Origin of the sequence: Roseovarius sp. (genome assembly GCF_965277045.1) — a bacterium.
Lineage (GTDB): Bacteria > Pseudomonadota > Alphaproteobacteria > Rhodobacterales > Rhodobacteraceae > Roseovarius.
In genome coordinates this window covers 1187558-1202918 of sequence record NZ_OZ255712.1, presented here as the reverse complement: position 1 = coordinate 1202918, position 15361 = coordinate 1187558, and the positions used below count along the sequence as shown (strand labels likewise).

The following is a 15361-nucleotide window of genomic DNA, read 5'->3' as shown; positions in this document are numbered from 1 at the left end:
CGCCACGTAATCCGCAAAGGAGAGCCCGGATGACCCGCCCCTTCGTTTCCGCGACCGCCCTCGCCCTGGGCCTTGCCCTGCCCGCCCAGGCGCTCGACCTCGACTCCATGACCGATGCCGAACGCGCCGCCTTCCGTGACGAGGTCCGCGCCTACCTGATGGAGAATCCGGAGGTCATCATGGAGGCCGTCGCCGTGCTGGAACAGCGCGAGGCCGACGCCCAGGCGCAGAGCGACAAGGATCTCGTGGCCGCCAATGCAGACGCGCTCTTCGACGACGGCCACTCCTGGGTCGGCGGCAATCCCGACGGTGACATCACCCTGGTCGAGTTTCTCGACTATCGCTGCGGCTACTGCAAACGCGCCCATCCCGAGGTGACGAACCTGCTGAAGGAAGACGGCAACATCCGCTTCATCGTCAAGGAATTCCCGATCCTGGGCGAGCAATCGGTCACCGCGTCGCGCTTTGCCATCGCCACGCAGCAAGTCGCCGGCGACGACGCCTACCACGCCGTCAGCGAGGCCCTCATGGCCTATTCCGGCGACATCACCGAACCGGCGCTGCGCCGGATGGCCGAACCGCTGGACCTGCCCGTGGACGACATCATCGCCGCCATGGGCAGCGAAGAGGTCACCACCGTAATCGAGGAAAACCACGCGCTTGGTCGCGCCCTTCAGATCTCGGGCACGCCCTCCTTCGTGATGGAAAACCAGATGCTGCGCGGCTACGTCCCGCAGGAAGAAATGGAAATGATCGCCGACGAGATCCGCAACGAAGGCTGATCAAGGCGTTTCCGGGACAACCAAAGTCACGGATTATCGCGAAACGCAGTGAAACGCGCGAAGATCACCGCGCAAGCCATTGACCGGACATCATTCCGCGGCTTGCGCACCCTCTCCGGCCGCCTCGATCTCGGCGGCCTTTTTCTCGACCTCCTCGACGATGTGCTCGATCATCTGATCGTTCGACATCTTGTGACTGGCCTTGCCGGCAAGATAGACCATGCCGCTGCCCGCGCCGCCGCCGGTAAAGCCCACGTCGGTCATCAGCGCCTCGCCCGGGCCGTTCACCACGCAGCCGATGATGCTCAGGCTCATCGGCGTCTTGATATGCTCCAGCCGCTCCTCCAGCGCCTCGACCGTCTTGATCACGTCGAATCCCTGGCGGGCACAGCTGGGACAGGAAATGATGTTCACGCCCCGGTGGCGCAGACCCAGCGATTTCAGGATCTCGTAGCCGACCTTGATCTCTTCGACCGGGTCGGCGGACAGGCTGACCCGGATCGTGTCGCCGATCCCCATCCACAGCAGGTTGCCCAACCCGATGGCGCTCTTGATCGTGCCCGAGGTCAGCCCGCCCGCCTCGGTGATGCCAAGGTGTATGGGTGCGTCCGTCGCCTCGGCCAAGGCCTGGTAGGCGGCGGCGGCCATAAACACGTCGGACGCCTTGCAGCTGATCTTGAACTCGTGAAAGTCGTTGTCTTCCAGTACCTTGATATGGTCGAGCCCGGATTCCACCATGGCCTCGGGCGTGGGCTCGCCGTACTTGTCCAGCAGGTGCTTTTCCAGGCTCCCGGCATTCACGCCGATCCGCATGGAACAGCCGTGGTCGCGCGCCGCCCTGATCACTTCGCGCACCCGGTCCTGGCTGCCGATATTGCCCGGGTTGATCCGCAGGCAGGCCGCGCCGGCCTCGGCGGCCTCGATCCCGCGCTTGTAGTGGAAATGGATGTCCGCCACGATCGGCACCGGGCTTTCGCGCACGATCTCCTTCAGGGCGCGGGCGCTGTCCTCGTCCGGCACCGAGACCCGCACGATATCCGCCCCCGCATCGGCGGCGGCCTGCACCTGCGCGACCGTGCCCTTGACGTCGGTCGTCGCCGTGTTGGTCATGGTCTGCACGCTGATCGGGGCATCGCCGCCCACCGGCACGTTGCCCACCATGATCTGGCGGCTTTCCCGGCGGTAGATATTACGCCACGGGCGGATGTGGTTCAGCGACATAGGGTAAAGGTCCAGACAAGTTTCAATCCTGCGTCCAAGGTAAGGATGCAGCGCGGCTATGACAATGAAAGGATCGCGAATTACGGTCCCCGGCCCTTCGGGCGCGGATCAGTCCTGTGTCGGCGGTGTCTCGGCCCGCGCTTCGAGTTCGGCCACGTAGCGCGACAGGTCCTGGTCGGACTCCAGGTTCGCCACCGGCAGCGCATCGGCCAGCATCTTCGAATCCAACGGCAGGCCAGAAGTCACCTGCCCGCGCTGCCCGGCCGGGCCATGGTGTACGCCGTTCACGGCGAAATAGATCGCGCCGCTCTCCCCGATCCGGATCGTCGGCGCATCTTCCATCACCGGCACGTCCCAGGTGTCGCCCGCGTTCATGATCGTCTCGTAGATGACACTGCCATCGGGCGCCTGCACCCGTACCCACGCGGGACGGACGGCCACCATCTTCACGCCGGCGGGCTGGTCGGCCAGAACCTGTGGTCCCTGGCGCTCTTCGCCGGTCCGGCCCGTCTGGGGCGCATTGGCGATCTGCGCGGCACCGGCCGTGGCCGTCGCGTAGTCGGGCGAGGTCCGGTCCGCCTCCGGCAGCGTGCCGCTGAACGCCCCCACATCGGCAGGGTTCAGCGTGGAAATCGGCGCGTCGCGCGCGACCATCACAGGCACATCCAGCGCCTCGGGGCGGTACAGCCGGTCCAGCCGTTCGTCGCGCGGGGCGTCGAACACCGACGCCGTTGTCGCGGGGTCGTTCTCGCGCGTCTCGCCGTCGGTCCGGGCCGGCGCGACGGCGCCGTCCAGCGGATCGAGGTCGCTCAGGACCGCAGGGGTGTTCTCGACCGGGGCGAACTGCACGCGCTGCACCTCGTTCAGGATGCTCCACGCGCCATAGCCCAGGCCGCCGATCAGCAATGTCAGCACCATCGCCGACCCGATCGCGCCCGGCTCGATCCGGGCCAGAAACGATTCCGTGGCCGGCACGAACGGTGTCTTCGGCAAGGCGATAGGATCTTCGCTGCGGGCCTTGCGCCGCATCGGCATCGCGTCGGGGCGGCGGATACTGCTGGCCTCGGCCGACATGCCATGCGCGATGGAAAACCCGCTTTCCGCGCAGAAGCCGGCAAAGGCCCGGTCGGGATCCATGTTCAGATAGCGCGCGTAGGACCGCACGTAGCCGGGGATGAAGCCCGGCGTGTCGAACGCGTCGGGATCGCAATTCTCGATGGCGGCGATGTAGGAGGCCTTGATGCGAAGCTCGCGTTCAACATCCAGAAGGGACTTGCCCAATGTCGCGCGCTCACCGCGCATAAGGTCGCCCAAGCGCAACTCAAACGCGTCGAAACCACGCGGCTCGACGTCCGGTTCCCCAGTATATCGCTTGGATCGGAACCCTATCATCAGGTTCTGCCCTCTAACTTCGTGCCTGCGTTTATCCCGCCGCGCGAAACCCTTCATCCGGGTCTGTCCGATTCGCGCGATGCCCTTTTTCTTTATGCACTCTTAGCATAGCGCAAGAAACAATGCACCTGTGACGAAATTATGCTGACAGTTCGGCACGATTCAGCGCGCAATGACTCCAGAGTTCATCCATCGCGTTAACCAGATGGTCCATCTCGCGCGGGCCATGCACCGGCGAGGGGGTAAAGCGCAGCCGCTCGGTGCCGCGCGGTACGGTCGGGAAATTGATCGGCTGCACGTAGATGCCGTAGCGCTCCAGCAGCATGTCCGACAGTTTCTTGGTGTGCACCGGATCGCCCACGATTACCGGCACGATATGCGTGCCGTGGTCGATGATCGGCAGGCCCAGCCCCTTCAGCCGCAGCTTCAGGATGCCGGCCTGGGTCTGGTGCCGGTCGCGCAGATTCTGATCGTGCTTGAGATGCGCAACCGACGCGGCCGCCCCGGCGGCGACGGCCGGCGGCAGCGAGGTGGTAAAGATGAAGCCCGGCGCATAAGACCTTACCGCATCGCACATTTTCTCGCTCGCGGCGATATAGCCGCCCATCACGCCGAACGCCTTGGCCAGCGTGCCGTTGATGATGTCGATCCGGTGGGTCAGCCGGTCGCGTTCGGCCACGCCGCCGCCGCGGGGACCGTACATGCCCACCGCGTGCACCTCGTCCAGATAGGTCAGCGCGCCGAACTCGTCCGCGATGTCGCAGACCGCCTCGATCGGGCCGAAATCACCATCCATCGAATAGATCGATTCGAACGCGATCAGCTTCGGCGCCGCGGGATCGTCCGCTGCCATCATCTCGCGCAGATGGTCCAGGTCGTTGTGTCGGAAAATCCGCTTGGACCCGCCATTGCGCCGAATGCCTTCGATCATCGAGGCGTGGTTCAGCGAGTCCGAATAGATGATCAGCCCGGGAAACAGCTTCGGCAGCGTCGAAAGCGTGGCATCGTTGGCGATATAGGCCGAGGTGAACAGCAGCGCCGCTTCCTTGCCGTGCAGGTCCGCCAGCTCGGCCTCCAGCCGCTTGTGATAGACCGTCGTGCCCGAAATGTTGCGCGTGCCGCCCGACCCTGCGCCGGTGGCATCGAGCGCCTCGTGCATCGCCGCCAGGACGACAGGGTGCTGCCCCATCCCGAGATAGTCGTTGCCGCACCAGACGGTGATCGGCTGCTCGCCCCCGTCGGGCCGCTTCCACGTCGCGTGCGGGTACTGGCCGTTCGTCCGCTCGATATCGATGAAGGTGCGGTACCGCCCTTCCTCGTGAAGTCGGTTCAAGGCGATATCGAGCTTGGCAGTGTAATCCACGCGGATCTCCTCCTGGCAGTCTGACGAGGCGCGGCGCGGAGGCGGCCAGCTTCGCCCTTGTTGCGCCGGATATAGTTTTAAGGTTTGGCGCGCAACAGGTTACAAATTGCCACGCCCCTGCCCCCGTGACAACCGCGCCCGGCCCCTCCTTTGGTCGCAGGCGCAAGGGGCCCGCGCCCCGATCCCGCTGGACAGTCCGGCGCGCGGTGGTAGGGTCCGGCCAACATTTCCTTCAGACCGGAGTTCGCGCATGTCCCTCGACGCCATCCTCACCCGTATCGACGACCAGTTGCCCGACGCGATGGACCGCCTGACGGATCTTCTGCGCATCCCCTCCATCTCCACCGATCCGGCCTTCAAGCAGCCCACAGAGGACGCCGCCGACTGGCTGGTCGCCGACCTGCAAAGCCTGGGCATCAAGGCCGAGAAGCGCACCACCACCGGCCACCCCATGGTGGTGGGCCACGCCGACGGGCCCAAGGGCGGCACTGGCCCGCACCTGCTGTTCTATGGCCACTACGACGTACAGCCCGTCGACCCGCTCGACCTATGGAAGACCGACCCCTTCGATCCGCACATCCAGGACACGCCCGCAGGCAAGGTCATCCGCGGCCGCGGCGCCTCGGACGACAAGGGCCAGCTGATGACCTTCGTCGAGGCTTGCCGGGCCTATAAACACGTCACCGGCGAGATGCCCTGCCGCATCACCTTCTTCTTCGAGGGCGAAGAGGAATCGGGCTCGCCCTCCCTCATCCCCTTCATGAAGGAAAACGCCGAAGAGCTTCAGGCCGATCTCGCCCTGATCTGCGACACCTCGATGGTCGCCCCCGGCGTGCCCTCCATCGCGTCGCAGCTGCGCGGCATGATGAAGGACGAATTCACCATCCACGGCCCCCGCATCGACCTGCATTCCGGTCACTATGGCGGCCCGGCCCTGAACCCGCTGCGGGAAATCTCGCGCCTCATCGCCTCGTTCCACGACGACACCGGGCGCGTCGCCGTCGACGGCTTCTACGACGGCGTGCAAGAGGTTCCCGCCGAGCTTCTGCGCCAATGGGAAAGCTGCGGCTTCGACGAAAAGGAATACCTGTCCTCGGTCGGCTTCACCCAGGCGCATGGCGAAGAGGGCTACAGCACTCTCGTGCAGCAATGGGCGCGGCCCACTCTGGAAATCAACGGTCTCTGGGGCGGCTACCAGGGTGCCGGCACCAAGACGGTGATCCCCGCCGAGGCGCATTGCAAGCTGACCTGCCGGCTGGTCGACGACATGGACCCCGACGCACTGCGCACCAAGATCCGCAAGCATGTCGAGGACCGCCTGTCGCCCGACGCCCGTGTCACCTGGAACGACGATCTCGACGGCTCGCCGGCGGCGAAGATGAACATCGACCGCCCCGAATTCGAAGCCGCCCGCCAGGCGCTCTCCGATGAATGGGACCGCGAGGCGGTTTTCACCGGCATGGGCGGCTCGATCCCCATCGCCGGTTTCTTCAAGGAAATCTTGTCGCTTGATTCCATGCTGATCGGCTTTGCCCAGGAAGACGACGCCATCCACTCACCCAACGAGAAATACAACGTCGAGAGCTTTCACAAGGGCACCCGCAGCTGGGCGCGCGTGCTCGACCGGCTGTCGCGCTAACCCGTGCCCATCCCCGGCTTTCGCCACGCGACCGCGCAGGTCAACGGCATCCGGATCGCCTATAGCATCGGCGGCTCCGGCCCGCCGCTGCTGCTCTTGCACGGTTTCCCGCAGACCCGTGCGCTCTGGGCCCGCGTGGCCCTGGCGCTGGCCGACACGCACACCGTAATCTGCCCCGACCTGCGCGGCTATGGCGACAGCGGAAAACCCCAGGATGTCGCCGCCTACAGCTTTCGCGAAATGGCCCGCGACCAACTGGCGCTGATGTCTCACCTTGGCCACGACCGCTTCGCCGTCGCAGGCCATGATCGCGGGGCGCGCGTGGCGCACCGGCTTGCCCTCGACGCGCCCGACGCCGTGACCTCGCTTTGCCTGATGGATATCGTGCCCACGCACACGCTCTTGACCGAATTGCGGATGGACGTGGCGCAGACCTATTACCACTGGTTCTTCCTTGCCCAGCCCGGCGCCCTGATCGAGGACATGATCGCTGCCGACCCGGACGCCTACTACCACTCCTGCCTCACCGGCTGGGGCGCCGCCGCGCTCGAAGATTTCGACCCGCATCAACTGGCCGCCTACCGTGAAAGCTGGCGCAGCCGCGACACGATCCGCGGCATGTGCAACGATTACCGCGCCGCCATTGCCCATGACGTGACCGACGATGCCGCCGATCTCGACGCCCGCATCGCCTGCCCCACGCTGATCCTCTACGGTCGTGACGGTGCGATGGCCCGCCACTATGACGTGCCGGCCACGTGGGAGCCGAAATGCGCCGACATGCGCTCCGGTACGATCGAAGGCGGCCATTTCTTCATCGACACGGCGCCCGAGGCGACCATCGCGGCGCTGCGCCGGTTCTTCGACTGAATGTAGGGGATGACGTGGCGCGGTTGACGGGGCTCGAACCCGCGACCCCCGGCGTGACAGGCCGGTACTCTAACCAACTGAGCTACAACCGCGCGAAGGTCGTAATGTTTTGCAGCGGTGGCGCGGTTGACGGGGCTCGAACCCGCGACCCCCGGCGTGACAGGCCGGTACTCTAACCAACTGAGCTACAACCGCCCGCTGCAAACCCGAAGCCATGCCCCGAGCGTGAGAGGGTGTTTAGGCGGCGCGGCCCGTCCCGTCAAGCGTTCACCGCGTCAAATCGACAGGTTTTTCCACACCCGTTCCGACGCCGGTTTTCAAGCGTTTCGTGACGTTGCGTCAGTCCCCGGAAACAGTGTTTTTCTTTGGATTCAGGTGCACAGATGCCAAGCCTTGGGGCTAAATGCTTTACTGGTGAAGTGTCAATCGCTATTTGACGTTACTGCAATAGACCACTTATAAATGACTCGTGATCCGTAAAACAGGATTGGTATCTCGTGCTGGATTTCCATGATCGACTGAAGACCTACATCAAGGGCTCGTCCTACGATTACAAAGGCCTGTCTCTCGAGATCGGACAGGGCGAGCGTTATATTTCCAACCTCCTGTCCTCGAAAAGTGACCCGGGCTATTCCAGCGTGGTCAAGATCTGCTCCGCCCTTGGCATCACGCCGAACCAGATCGCCGGTCTCAACGACCAGATCACCCTGGCCGGCGGCGAGATCGACAACCGCATCGTCACGGCCCAGGCAGAGCGGATCCTGACCTCCGTCACCCGCGAGGCGCATCGCAAGCTGTCGCAACGCGGCGCCCGCCCCCTTCTGGACGACGTGCTGACCTGGTGGCACCAGCAGGGGGGCGTTCTGACCAATTTCGACACGCTCAGCGAACATGTCGATCTCTACCTTGCGCCGGACGAGCACTCGCGCCTGCCCGAACCCTACAAGATCGGCCACCAGAGCCTTGCCGCGCAAAGCTTCGGCATCCAGACGGCCGAGCACCTGCGCTATCTCTTCACCACCTTCGACGACAAGCTGTGCGAAAGCGTCCGGCTGGCCCATGTCGAGGCCACGCGCGGCGAACCCAAGCTGACGATCGAGGAGATCGACGTCATGCTGCCCGGCCACAGCTTTCCGCTGCGCTTCACCTACAAGCGGCTGCTGCTGCCGGTGCGCGATGGCGAAGGCAACAAGTACGTGCTGAACTACTCACAAGCTCTCGAGTGAGCCGGCGTAATACGCCATCATGTGCGACAGGTGCTCCGACGACAGCGCCACCAGCCATTCGCTGTCGCCCCGCCCCGCAGGCGCTGGATCGGCCCATCTCGCCACGCCGGGCACCTGCACGGTAAACCCATACGTGGTTGCGAATCCCGCCATCACGTCCCGGTCCCGCATCATCGCATAGGTCCAGTCCACCGGCCATTTCGTGGCGATACAGCAATGCAGCAGCAACATCAGCTGTCGCAGGCGCTGCCGCGACCCCCGCTGCCCCGGGGCCACGAAAAGCTCTCCGATATAGGCCATGCGCCCGTGAAACCCCGGCGGCAGCGCCGTGGTGAAGTCCAGCAAGGTGTCGCCGGACGGGTGCGGGTAGTGCCGGCGCATCGTCCGGCGCATGTAATCGCCCATGTTCTCGCGTCCGACATTGTCGAACCGCGTCGCCACCGCCGCCACGAAGGTCTCGCCCTCGCGCAGCACCAGCCAGAAGCCGGACTCTTCGGTGAAATCGTTGTAATGCGCCGACAGTTTCGCGGTGACGCTGGTCTTGCCATGCTCCCGCACCAGCTGTTCCACGGCCTCGAAATCCGACACCGTCTCGATAGCATACCCGTTGCGCGCCAGGCCCGAGACGCAGGCCCCGCCGACCTTGATCAGGTCCAGTGAATTCTGCATGTGCTCCTGCTTCCCCTGCATCGAGCCTTGCCGTGGCAACCGTCGGCCCACCGGCATCCGCAAACATGGTTAACAGCGTGGAATGCAGGTTGGAATGACTCCGATCCTCAAAAACGGAATGTTTCTCCAAGCGAAACAACCCCCGGCACGTGTTTCGACATCGGAAAACGCGCGTCTGCCAGCCTGTTTTTTAGGGGGAGTGGTGGGCGGTGAGGGACTCGAACCCCCGGCATCTTCGGTGTAAACGAAGCGCTCTACCAACTGAGCTAACCGCCCCTCGCTGCGCTCCTCTAGCAACACCGCACTGGCCTTGCAAGATGCTTCGCACCCGACCGCCCCGCGGATTGCGCGGTCGAACTTTCCCGCAACAGGCCGGGCGAAAATTAACACGGGCGTGCCGAAATCTATTCAGAACGCCTGTGCCCGTGCCTAAGGTCGTCTGCAACGAACAAAAAGACTGCGCACGAGCATGGCCCTCACTCTTCTTGCATTCGCACTCCCGGCGGCGCTCTTTCTGGTGCTGGCCCTCCTGCCCCATGGGCGGCCCGCCCTGCTGGCCGCCCTGACGGTGGCGGCAGCCCTCATCGTCCTGTGGGGCGCGCATTATCTCGACGTACTGGGGCTGGGCGCACGCGGTCAGGGCAATGCCCGGATCATCGCATTCTTCATGCTCCTCGGCCTCACCCTCGCCTGGTTCATGGCAACGTCGCTTCAGATCCTGCGCCAGCGCTTCCCGCCGCACTGGCCACGCTGGAGCTGGCCCGCCGTGGTCGTCGTGACCCTGCTGGTCATCGGCTACGGGCTCTGGCGGATGCTGAATGTATAGGGTGGGAAATGGTGGGCGATAGAAGATTCGAACTTCTGACATCTTCGATGTGAACGAAGCGCTCTACCACTGAGCTAATCGCCCGCCGGAGCCGCTGTTTAGCGTCCCTTCGAGACCGGTGCAATAGCAAAGCCGCATGATCCGCGCACGGAATTTCACCCTGCAGGCGGACCCGGGCGGCCTTAGCTGTTGCCGCTGGTGTCGTCGTCCTTCGATTGCCGGATCTTCGCCACGATGACCCGCGCGTTGCCGACCTCTTTCTGGCGGTTGATCTTCACCTTGCCCAGCGGCTTGAGGTTCAGCTCGCGCCCTTCGGCCAACGCCTCGCCCAGCACTTCCAGCATGGCCTCGACCACCGGCTTAACCTTGTTCTTGTTCAGATCGGCGCGGTCCGCCACCAACTGAAGCAGCTCCTGCTTCTTGAGTTCGGTCGAAACGATCTCCGCCGCGGTCGTCTCGGTGACCACGTCCAGATCCGCCTTGGCCGGAGCGGCGGGCGCTGTGTCCGCGGACTTGGATTTCGGGCTTGTCGTACTGCGCGATGCCATTCTGGGCCTCTGTTATTTGCACTTTTGACACACGATACCGGATTTGGAACGGAATACCACCGCCGAGTTGACGTACCGGCAACCTGGCCGCATAAATTGTCGCCAATTATCACTGGGGATCACACAATGAAGAAAGTTATTGTCGCCGCCGCTGTCGCCTCGCTGCTTTTCGTCGAACCCGGCCTTGCCGGAAACTTGTCAGACCCCGTGCTCGATCAGCAGGTTATCGCGGATGCCGCCGTCGAGGATTCCACGGCCAAGGTCGATGCGCTGATGCTGACGTTGTTTTACGTCTTCCTCTTCGCGGTGGCCGGCGGCGCGTTCTAGACTGCGAGACCGCGCAATCGGGAACCCCGAACCGACCGGCCGGTCATCGGGCGAATGCGCCTGCGCGGCCTGCAGCAGGCGGCGTTGAATCGATCTGCCCGAATGAAAAAAGGCGCCCGACCGGGGCGCCTTTTTCTTTTCACCGAACGGTCGGGCCGGCCTAGTGGGTCACCGCCCCTGCCCCGTCATCCCGCGACTTTCGCGCGGCCTCGGCGGCAGCCGCCTCCTCGGCGGCTTCGTCCCACTCGACGGGCTCGGGTGCCTTGACCAGCGCCAGCCGCAGCACATCGCTGACATGCTCGACGGGGATGATCTCCAGCCCCTCCTTCACGTTGTCGGGGATTTCGGTCAGGTCCTTCTCGTTTTCCTGCGGGATCAGAACCGTCTTGATACCACCGCGCAGGGCCGCCAGCAGCTTCTCCTTCAGACCGCCGATGGCCAGCGCATTACCACGCAGCGTGACCTCGCCGGTCATGGCGATGTCCTTGCGCACCGGGATCCCGGTCAGCACCGACACGATCGACGTCACCATCGCCAGGCCCGCGCTGGGGCCATCCTTGGGCGTGGCGCCCTCGGGCACGTGCACGTGGATATCCCAGTTCTCGAACCGCGGCGGTTTCACCCCGATCTGCGGGCTGATCGACCGGACATAGCTAGACGCCGCGTCGATCGATTCCTTCATCACGTCGCCCAGCTTGCCGGTGGTCTTCATCCGGCCCTTGCCCGGCAGGCGCAACGCCTCGATGTTCAGAAGCTCACCACCCACCGAGGTATAGGCCAGCCCGGTGACGACACCAACCTGGTCCTTCTCCTCGGCAAGGCCATAGCGGAACTTCTTCACGCCCAGGAACTCGTCGATATTGTCGCCGGTCACGTCGACGCGCTCGGCCTCTTTCTTGATGATCTTGGTCAGCGCCTTGCGGCAGACCTTGCTGATCTCGCGCTCGAGGTTCCGCACGCCCGCCTCGCGGGTGTAATGCCGGATGATCGCCGTCAGCGCACTATCGTCCAGGCTGAACTCCTTCTGCTTCAGACCGTGGTTCTTGATCTGCTTGGCCAGAAGGTGCTGCTTGGCGATCTCGCGCTTTTCGTCCTCGGTGTAGCCGGCCAACGGAATGATCTCCATCCTATCGAGCAGCGGCCCCGGCATGTTGTAGGAGTTCGCCGTGGTCAGGAACATCACGTTCGACAAGTCGTACTCGACCTCCAGGTAGTGGTCCACGAACGTCCCGTTCTGCTCGGGGTCCAGCACCTCCAGCATGGCCGACGCCGGGTCGCCCCGGAAATCCTGGCCCATCTTGTCGATCTCGTCGAGCAGGATCAGCGGGTTGGTCGTCTTCGCCTTCTTCAGCGACTGGATGATCTTGCCCGGCATCGAGCCGATATAGGTCCGGCGGTGACCGCGGATCTCGGACTCGTCGCGCACTCCGCCCAGGCTGATGCGGATGAACTCACGGCCGGTGGCGCGCGCAACGGATTTGCCCAGCGACGTCTTGCCCACGCCCGGCGGGCCGACAAGGCACATGATCGGGCCTTTCAGCTTTTTCGAGCGTTGCTGCACCGCCAGGTACTCGACGATCCGCTCCTTGACCTTCTCAAGGCCGTAATGGTCCTTGTCGAGGATATCCTGCGCCCGGCCCAGGTCCTTCTTCACGCGGGATTTCGTGCCCCACGGAATGGACAGCATCCAGTCCAGGTAGTTGCGCACGACCGTGGCCTCGGCGCTCATCGGGCTCATGTTCTTGAGCTTCTTCAGCTCGCCCTCGGCCTTCTCGCGGGCTTCCTTCGACAGCTTGGTGGCTTCGATGCGCTCTTCCAGCTCGGCAATCTCGCCTTCGCCGTCCTCGCCATCGCCCAGCTCCTTCTGAATGGCCTTCATCTGCTCATTCAGGTAATACTCGCGCTGCGTGCGCTCCATCTGCGACTTGACGCGCGTCTTGATCTTCTTCTCGACCTGCAACACGCTCATTTCGCCCTGCATCAGGCCATAGACCTTCTCAAGCCGCTCGCTGACGCTCAGCGTCTCCAGCAATTCCTGCTTCTGCGCCACCTCAATGCCCAGGTGTCCCGACACCAGGTCGGCCAGCTTGGCGGCGTCGTCGGCCTCGGTCACGGCGGCCAGCGCCTCTTCGGGGATGTTCTTCTTGACCTTCGCATAGCGCGCGAACTCGTCCGACACGGTGCGCAGCAGCGCCTCGATCGTCGCGGCGTCGCCCGGCATCTCGGCCAGGTACTCGGCCCGCGCCTCGAAGAAATTCTCGTTCTCCAGGTACTCGGTGATCTGCACCCGCGCCACGCCCTCGACCAGCACCTTGACGGTGCCGTCGGGCAGTTTCAGCAGTTGCAGCACATTGGCCAGCACGCCGGCGGTATAGATGCCGTCCGAATTCGGGTCGTCCTCGCCCGGGTCGATCTGGCTCGACAGCAGGATCTGCTTGTCGTCCTGCATCACCTCTTCCAGCGCCCGGACCGATTTCTCGCGTCCCACGAAAAGCGGCACGATCATGTGCGGGAACACCACGATATCGCGCAGCGGCAGCACGGGGTAAGAGGCGTTAAGGGGATCTTGCATGCTCGGTATCCTGTATTGGCAAGAAGGCTCCGGTCCCGACTTGGCGGCAACCACCGGCCTTCTCCGTTTCGATAGGGTTAATCTGGGCGCTCTCGGACCAGTTTCAACCTCGGCCCGCACGGGGCTGGTGTCAGCATGACTCGCGGCGCAGACAGGCACAAGCACCAAATATACGCGTTCTTAACAGTGATTGCGCATTTTCGCGCAGGCTCGGCCCGTGCGTGGACGCGCGCCGCGGCGCGGCCCTGGCGCGGCACGATCAGGCCAGCAGCACCGCAGCCAGAACCGCCATAGAGGCCCAGGTGAAGGTGAATACCACATATGTCATCTGATCGCTCCCAGCCTGTCACGGTGTCGTGATGCCTCTGGGTCGCGCTCTGCCGGCAAAGCGTTCAAAAAAATGTATCGGCCCGGTGCGTGGTGCCGGTCTGAATTTTAGGGCTCGGATGGTCCGACGTGTGCCTGAACTAGGCAAGCAGCACGGCCGCGAACAGCGCGACGGACATCCAGCTAAAGGCAAAGGCAGCATAAGTCATTGTAATAGTACTCATTTCCCCAGTAATGATAACAGGATAAGCGGAAAACCGCCCATCGCCTAGAGAAATCGGATCACGTTTTGGAAACAGTTTGGAGCCAAAAGCCGGAGGATCGGCCAAGCCATTGCGAACGCTGTCAAATCGGCGTGATATCCCCCTCTGCCCGCCCGGCATGAAACGCCGCTTCCCAGGCATCGAACCGGCCCGCGGCGATGGCCTCGCGCATCCCCGCCATGATCTCCTGGTAGTAATGCAGGTTGTGCCAGGTCAGCAGCATCGAGCTGATGATCTCCTGGCTGCGGAACACGTGGTGCAGATAGGCCCGTGAATACTTCCGGCACGCCGGACAGGTGCAGGCCTCGTCCAGGGGGCGCGGGTCGTCCTGGTGCCGGGCGTTCTTGATGTTCAGCACGCCGCGCCGGGTGAACACCTGCCCCGTCCGCCCCGACCGCGACGGCAGCACGCAATCCATCATGTCGACGCCGCGTTTGACCGCACCGACGATGTCGTCGGGCTTGCCCACCCCCATCAGGTAGCGCGGCCTGTCGTCGGGCAGGTACCCGGTGGCATAGTCCAGCACGCCGAACATCGCCGCCTGCCCCTCGCCCACCGCCAGCCCGCCGATGGCATAGCCGTCGAACCCGATCTCGACCAGCACGTTGGCGCTTTCCTGGCGCAGCTCCTGCGTCACGCCGCCCTGCATGATCCCGAAAAGCGCATGCCCCGGCCGGTCCCCGAACGCGTCCTTCGACCGCGCCGCCCACCGCATCGACAGGCGCATCGCCCGCGCCACCTCGTCGTCGCTCGCCGGCAGCGCGGGGCATTCGTCGAAACACATCACGATATCGCTGCCCAACAGGCGCTGGATGTCCATCGACCGCTCCGGCGTCAGCTCGTGTTTCGACCCGTCGATATGGCTCTTGAAGGTGACGCCCTCCTCGGTCAGCTTGCGCAACCCCGCAAGGCTCATCACCTGGAACCCGCCGCTGTCGGTCAGAATGGGCCGCTCCCAGTTCATGAACCGATGCAACCCGCCCAGGGCGTCGATCCGCTCCGCCGTGGGGCGCAGCATCAGGTGATAGGTGTTGCCCAACAGGATATCCGCCCCCGTCTCGCGAACACTTTCAGGCATCATCGCCTTGACCGTGGCGGCTGTCCCCACCGGCATGAAGGCCGGCGTGCGCACCTCGCCGCGCGGCGTGCGGATCACCCCCGTCCGCGCCTGCCCGTCCGTTGCGCCCAACTCGAAAGCGAACCCGTTCGTCATGTCATCACCCTCTGACCTCACCGCGCCCTCCATAACGCCTTTGGCGAAAGCTTCAATCACCCCGGTTTTCAGCCCCGGACCGGGGCGCGCGGAAGAAAATGAACCAAACCGGCACGGACCGGG

At 64.1% G+C, this 15361-nt stretch carries 14 protein-coding genes and 4 tRNA genes; 6 read left to right on the top strand and 12 right to left on the bottom strand.

Going from position 1 to position 15361, the window contains the following annotated elements:
• Positions 1 to 29: 29 nt before the first annotated feature.
• Complete coding sequence (locus tag ACQY4V_RS05940; RefSeq protein WP_428515947.1) at positions 30 to 782, top strand: DsbA family protein; 753 nt, start codon at positions 30 to 32, stop codon at positions 780 to 782.
• A 90-nt stretch (positions 783 to 872) separates the two neighbouring features.
• On the opposite strand, the gene ispG is transcribed toward ACQY4V_RS05940, so the two are convergent.
• The 3 genes from ispG to hemA form a co-directional block, all read right to left on the bottom strand.
• A complete protein-coding gene (gene ispG, locus ACQY4V_RS05935; protein WP_428515946.1) occupies positions 873 to 2003 on the bottom strand; it encodes a flavodoxin-dependent (E)-4-hydroxy-3-methylbut-2-enyl-diphosphate synthase in 1131 nt (376 codons plus the stop codon).
• 108 nt (positions 2004 to 2111) lie between these two features.
• Positions 2112 to 3395 (bottom strand): helix-turn-helix domain-containing protein, encoded by a 1284-nt coding sequence (locus ACQY4V_RS05930; protein WP_428515945.1) that lies wholly within the window; start codon positions 3393 to 3395, stop codon positions 2112 to 2114.
• 139 nt (positions 3396 to 3534) lie between these two features.
• Entirely contained in the window at positions 3535 to 4758 is a 1224-nt protein-coding gene (hemA, locus tag ACQY4V_RS05925; RefSeq protein WP_428515944.1) for a 5-aminolevulinate synthase, read from the bottom strand.
• Between the two features lie 250 nt (positions 4759 to 5008).
• Here hemA and ACQY4V_RS05920 point away from each other — a divergent pair, with 250 nt between their 5' ends.
• Together ACQY4V_RS05920 and ACQY4V_RS05915 are read left to right on the top strand one after the other, a co-directional pair.
• On the top strand, positions 5009 to 6397 hold the full coding sequence (locus ACQY4V_RS05920; protein ID WP_428515943.1) for a dipeptidase: 1389 nt from the start codon (positions 5009 to 5011) through the stop codon (positions 6395 to 6397).
• Between the two features lie 3 nt (positions 6398 to 6400).
• Positions 6401 to 7267, top strand: coding sequence for an alpha/beta fold hydrolase (locus tag ACQY4V_RS05915; RefSeq protein WP_428515942.1), 867 nt, complete (start codon positions 6401 to 6403; stop codon positions 7265 to 7267).
• 15 nt (positions 7268 to 7282) lie between these two features.
• On the opposite strand, the gene ACQY4V_RS05910 is transcribed toward ACQY4V_RS05915, so the two are convergent.
• Both ACQY4V_RS05910 and ACQY4V_RS05905 read right to left on the bottom strand, forming a co-directional pair.
• Positions 7283 to 7359 (bottom strand) — tRNA-Asp (locus tag ACQY4V_RS05910).
• A gap of 26 nt (positions 7360 to 7385) precedes the next feature.
• Positions 7386 to 7462: transfer RNA gene (locus ACQY4V_RS05905), tRNA-Asp, on the bottom strand.
• 302 nt (positions 7463 to 7764) lie between these two features.
• On the opposite strand from ACQY4V_RS05905, the gene ACQY4V_RS05900 reads away from it, so the two are divergent.
• Complete coding sequence (locus ACQY4V_RS05900; RefSeq protein WP_152492171.1) at positions 7765 to 8493, top strand: helix-turn-helix transcriptional regulator; 729 nt, start codon at positions 7765 to 7767, stop codon at positions 8491 to 8493.
• Here ACQY4V_RS05900 and ACQY4V_RS05895 read toward each other — a convergent pair.
• Positions 8476 to 9162 (bottom strand): hypothetical protein, encoded by a 687-nt coding sequence (locus ACQY4V_RS05895; RefSeq protein WP_152492170.1) that lies wholly within the window; start codon positions 9160 to 9162, stop codon positions 8476 to 8478. The genes ACQY4V_RS05900 and ACQY4V_RS05895 overlap by 18 nt on opposite strands.
• A 200-nt stretch (positions 9163 to 9362) precedes the next feature.
• Positions 9363 to 9438, bottom strand: a tRNA-Val gene (locus tag ACQY4V_RS05890).
• 193 nt (positions 9439 to 9631) lie between these two features.
• Here ACQY4V_RS05890 and ACQY4V_RS05885 point away from each other — a divergent pair.
• Positions 9632 to 9988, top strand: coding sequence for a hypothetical protein (locus ACQY4V_RS05885; protein ID WP_428515941.1), 357 nt, complete (start codon positions 9632 to 9634; stop codon positions 9986 to 9988).
• Positions 9989 to 9997: 9 nt separating this feature from the next.
• On the opposite strand, the gene ACQY4V_RS05880 is transcribed toward ACQY4V_RS05885, so the two are convergent.
• Positions 9998 to 10072, bottom strand: a tRNA-Val gene (locus ACQY4V_RS05880).
• Positions 10073 to 10170: 98 nt separating this feature from the next.
• Complete coding sequence (locus ACQY4V_RS05875) at positions 10171 to 10536, bottom strand: HU family DNA-binding protein (protein ID WP_428515940.1); 366 nt, start codon at positions 10534 to 10536, stop codon at positions 10171 to 10173.
• A gap of 126 nt (positions 10537 to 10662) precedes the next feature.
• On the opposite strand from ACQY4V_RS05875, the gene ACQY4V_RS05870 reads away from it, so the two are divergent.
• Positions 10663 to 10863 (top strand): hypothetical protein, encoded by a 201-nt coding sequence (locus ACQY4V_RS05870; protein WP_428515939.1) that lies wholly within the window; start codon positions 10663 to 10665, stop codon positions 10861 to 10863.
• A 160-nt stretch (positions 10864 to 11023) separates the two neighbouring features.
• Here the strand turns inward: ACQY4V_RS05870 and lon are convergent, their stop codons facing one another.
• From lon to tgt, 3 genes are all read right to left on the bottom strand, one after another.
• The gene (gene lon / locus ACQY4V_RS05865; protein WP_428515938.1) at positions 11024 to 13435 is read right to left on the bottom strand and encodes an endopeptidase La; all 2412 of its coding nucleotides are present in this window, start codon (positions 13433 to 13435) and stop codon (positions 11024 to 11026) included.
• Between the two features lie 467 nt (positions 13436 to 13902).
• Positions 13903 to 14091: a hypothetical protein gene (locus ACQY4V_RS05860; RefSeq protein ID WP_428515937.1), complete on the bottom strand. Its 189-nt coding sequence runs from the start codon at positions 14089 to 14091 to the stop codon at positions 13903 to 13905.
• A 16-nt stretch (positions 14092 to 14107) separates the two neighbouring features.
• Complete coding sequence (gene tgt / locus ACQY4V_RS05855) at positions 14108 to 15238, bottom strand: tRNA guanosine(34) transglycosylase Tgt (RefSeq protein ID WP_428515936.1); 1131 nt, start codon at positions 15236 to 15238, stop codon at positions 14108 to 14110.
• Positions 15239 to 15361: the final 123 nt, after the last annotated feature.